Raw genomic sequence first — 3,427 nt, 5'->3', positions numbered from 1 at the left:
ATGACCGATGATCAGGGCTATGGCGATTTGGGATGTCACGGGCATCCCTATTTGCAAACGCCGAATCTCGATGCGTTGTACGGGCAGAGCACGCGGTTTGTCGATTTTCACGTCAGCCCCACGTGCGCGCCGACACGTTCGGCACTGATGTCGGGGAAGGCTCCTTTTAAGAACGGTGTCACCCATACGATCTTGCAACGCGACCGGATGACGTTGTCGTCGAAGACGATTGCCGAGATTCTCAAATCCGCTGGTTACACGACTGGAATTTTTGGCAAATGGCACCTCGGCGATGAAGACCCCTATCAGCCGCACAATCGAGGCTTTGACAAAACGTTCATTCACGGTGCCGGTGGCATCGGTCAGCGGTTCGCAGGTGCCCAGGGCGATGCACCGGGGACGGATTACTTTGATCCGATCATCAAAGACAACAACCGATTCGTGAAAACGGACGGCTACTGCACCGATGTGTTTTTCCAAGAAACGCTTGGTTGGATCAAAGAGCAAAAGGACACGGAGGCCCCGTTCTTTGCCTATCTGGCCACGAACGCTCCGCACGGACCGTACAAAGTCGCCAAAGAGTACTCAGATCTGTACAAAGACAAGTGCAGTGAGAAGTCGGCAGCTTTCTTTGGGATGATCACCAACATCGATGAGAACATGGGACTGCTCATGCGGAAGCTCGATGAATGGGATTTGTCCGACAACACGTTATTGATTTTCATGACCGATAACGGATCCGCGGCCGGAACGTACAACTACAACATGAAGGGGAAGAAGGGCTCGGCGGACGAAGGTGGTTCACGAGTTCCGTTGTTCATGCGTATGCCGGGTCTGACCACGGCGGGAGCGGAGGTGGATCGCATCGCGCGGCACTACGATTTGTTTCCGACGCTGGCGGAGATCGCGGGAGCAACGATTCCCGAAGACCTCGAACTCGATGGGCGTAGCCTCGTTCCGTTGATCAAGAATCCCGAGAGCGACTGGCCCGATCGCAGTTTGTTCTTCCACACCGGTCGTTGGCCGAAGAAGGGGGCTCCCCGACAATGGGGCAAGGGGGATCCGGATCCAAACGCCGCCAAGTATCGGAACTTTGCGGTGCGGAACGAACGATGGCGATTGGTCAATGATGCGTTGTACGACATCGAGAACGACCCGAGTCAGACGACCGACGTCGCAAAGAGCCATCCCGAGATCGCGTCTGAACTTCTCGCGGCGTTCGATGTTTGGTGGGAGGAAGTGCGTCCGATGATGGTCAATGAGGATGCGCCGCTCGACGTCGGCAAACCCTTCGAAGAGCAGTTCCGCAAACAGCAGGAGAGCGAAGGGATCCCAGCCTGGGAACGCCCAACGCTGTAGAAGTCGGACCGCCGAAGTCTGGCGACATCGGTTACGTCATTTCTCGAAAACGCTTTAAAGAACGCGATGTAATCGCGTTCTCACGCCACTCTCCTCGTTGCCAATTAACACTGTCCCGATAGGATCGATCTTCATGCGACGTTTCGCTCAATTGTTTGTGTTTGTCACCATCCTCAGTGGTTCCGCTGGATTTTCATTCGCGAATGGAGACGGTGAAGATGCGAGTCGCGTTGGGAAAGGTGACGACGTCCGGCCGAATATTGTCTTTTTGCTCGCCGATGATCAATCGACGTATTCGGTCGGGTGCTACGGAAATCCGGATGTCAAAACACCGAACATGGATCGGCTGGCCCGGGACGGTGTGTTGTTCGACAATCACTACAACACCACTGCAATCTGCATGGCGAGCCGCGCGAACATCTTCACAGGGATGTATGAGTACAAAACCGGTTGCAACTTCATGCACGGCGACATGAAGCCGGAGGTGTGGGAGTTGAGCTATCCGGTTGCGTTGCGCAAGGCCGGCTACCTGACCGCGTTCGCTGGCAAATTCGGATTGGTCGTCGAAGGGAAGGGATTGTGCGAGGAAGATTTCGACTTCTGGGGTGGCGGTCCCGGGCAGACAAGTTACGCGACGGCAAGCAACCGGGCGATGAAGAAGTATGCCAAAGACTACCCGCATTCGACGTTGTCATACGCCGCGTTTGCGCAAGACGTGATTCGTGAGTCGGTCAACCAAGAAAAGCCGTTCTGCCTTTCGATCAGTTTCAAGGCACCCCATAAACCGGCGGTGCCTGACCCTCGCTTTGACGCGGTTTACAAAGACGCCACGTTTACGAAACCGGCAAACTTCGGCCGCGAGCACGGCGAACATCTCTCTCCGCAGAGCAAGATGGGACGACAGTATCCACGGTTCAGCGAGTGGAAATACGATACCGACTACGACGGTGAGATGAGAAAGTATCACCAACAAATTTACGGGATCGATGTCGCATTGGGGATGATTCGGGATGAACTCGACGCCCAGGGGATAGCGGACAATACCGTCGTGATTTACACGAGCGACAACGGATACATCTGCGGTTCGCACGGTTACGGATCGAAAGTGCTGCCGATGGAGGAATCGTCTCGTGTTCCTTTGATGATCTACGACCCACGCAGTCCGCTCAATGGGCAACAGGTGCGATGCCAAGCCCTCACCGGGAACATTGATTTCGCGGCAACCATCGTGGAACTCGCCGGCGAATCGATTCACTCGGATTCGGATGGAATCAGTTTGCTGCCGCTATTGAAAGATCCAAACGCGGATGGGCACGAACAGATTGCGTTCATCAACGCGTGGGGATCTCGAGCGACAACGAGCATGACGTGCATTACTCCGCGTTTCAAATACACGTACTGGTGGTACGGCGACGATGAGATGGAACCGGTGGAGGAGTTGTTCGATACGGAGAAGGATCCGTTGGAGCTAACGAACCTCGCGTCGAATCCGGAATACAGCGCCGTGCTTGAAAAAATGCGTGCTCGGTACGATCAGGAACTGGACGCGTGGAAGACCGAAGCCGTTTCTTACAACGACTACGAGAAATACGGAACGCTGTTCGATCGCACTGTTCCACTCGCCGACAAAGCCGCCGCGTTGGGCAAGAAGCGGAAGAAGAACGCCGGAAGGTAACGTCGCATCGCGATCCGCGGCGAGGGACCTGAATTCTGGCGAGTCTAGCCACGGGGGCAGGCTCGTTCCGATTTGCAATCCACCGTGGTCGCGAAACTCGCCAACGGGCTGTTGATTTATTCGTTTAACGGCAATACCGTTCAATTTTCGTTTAACGCGTGCCCGAAGGGTAGGTTGTGTTCTGTCAAGCGTCGCCTACGGCTACCGGTTAAACGAAAACGCCACAACCCGGTGCTTCATTGAACGGTGTTGCGTTTAACGGGCAGCCAAAGGCGACCTACTTGCCGCTTCACGTCGCCTACGGCTACCGGTTAAACGAAAACAGGTTGACTCTTGATTAAACCGACAAACCGCCAAGAGTTTCGGCGAGGGTGGGGGGCCGAAAGTCTTGGC

2 protein-coding genes are annotated in these 3,427 nt (G+C 55.1%); both read left to right on the top strand.

The annotated features are described in order from the left end of the window. A partial coding sequence (locus RSSM_RS16670) for an arylsulfatase (RefSeq protein WP_008681199.1) occupies nucleotides 1-1,359 on the top strand: 1,359 nt, incomplete at its 5' end. Between the two features lie 133 nt (nucleotides 1,360-1,492). Continuing rightward, a complete protein-coding gene (locus RSSM_RS16665; RefSeq protein ID WP_008681197.1) occupies nucleotides 1,493-3,034 on the top strand; it encodes a sulfatase family protein in 1,542 nt (513 codons plus the stop codon). Nucleotides 3,035-3,427 lie beyond the last annotated feature (393 nt).

It is taken from the genome of Aporhodopirellula sallentina SM41 (assembly GCF_000346505.1).
Lineage (GTDB): Bacteria > Planctomycetota > Planctomycetia > Pirellulales > Pirellulaceae > Rhodopirellula > Rhodopirellula sallentina.
This window is presented reverse-complemented; position numbering and strand designations above follow the sequence as displayed.

Bases quoted from the DNA above. Each gene is read 5' to 3' on its own strand.
- RSSM_RS16665 (WP_008681197.1), top strand. From the start codon at position 1,493: ATGCGACGTTTCGCTCAATTGTTTGTGTTTGTCACCATCCTCAGTGGT.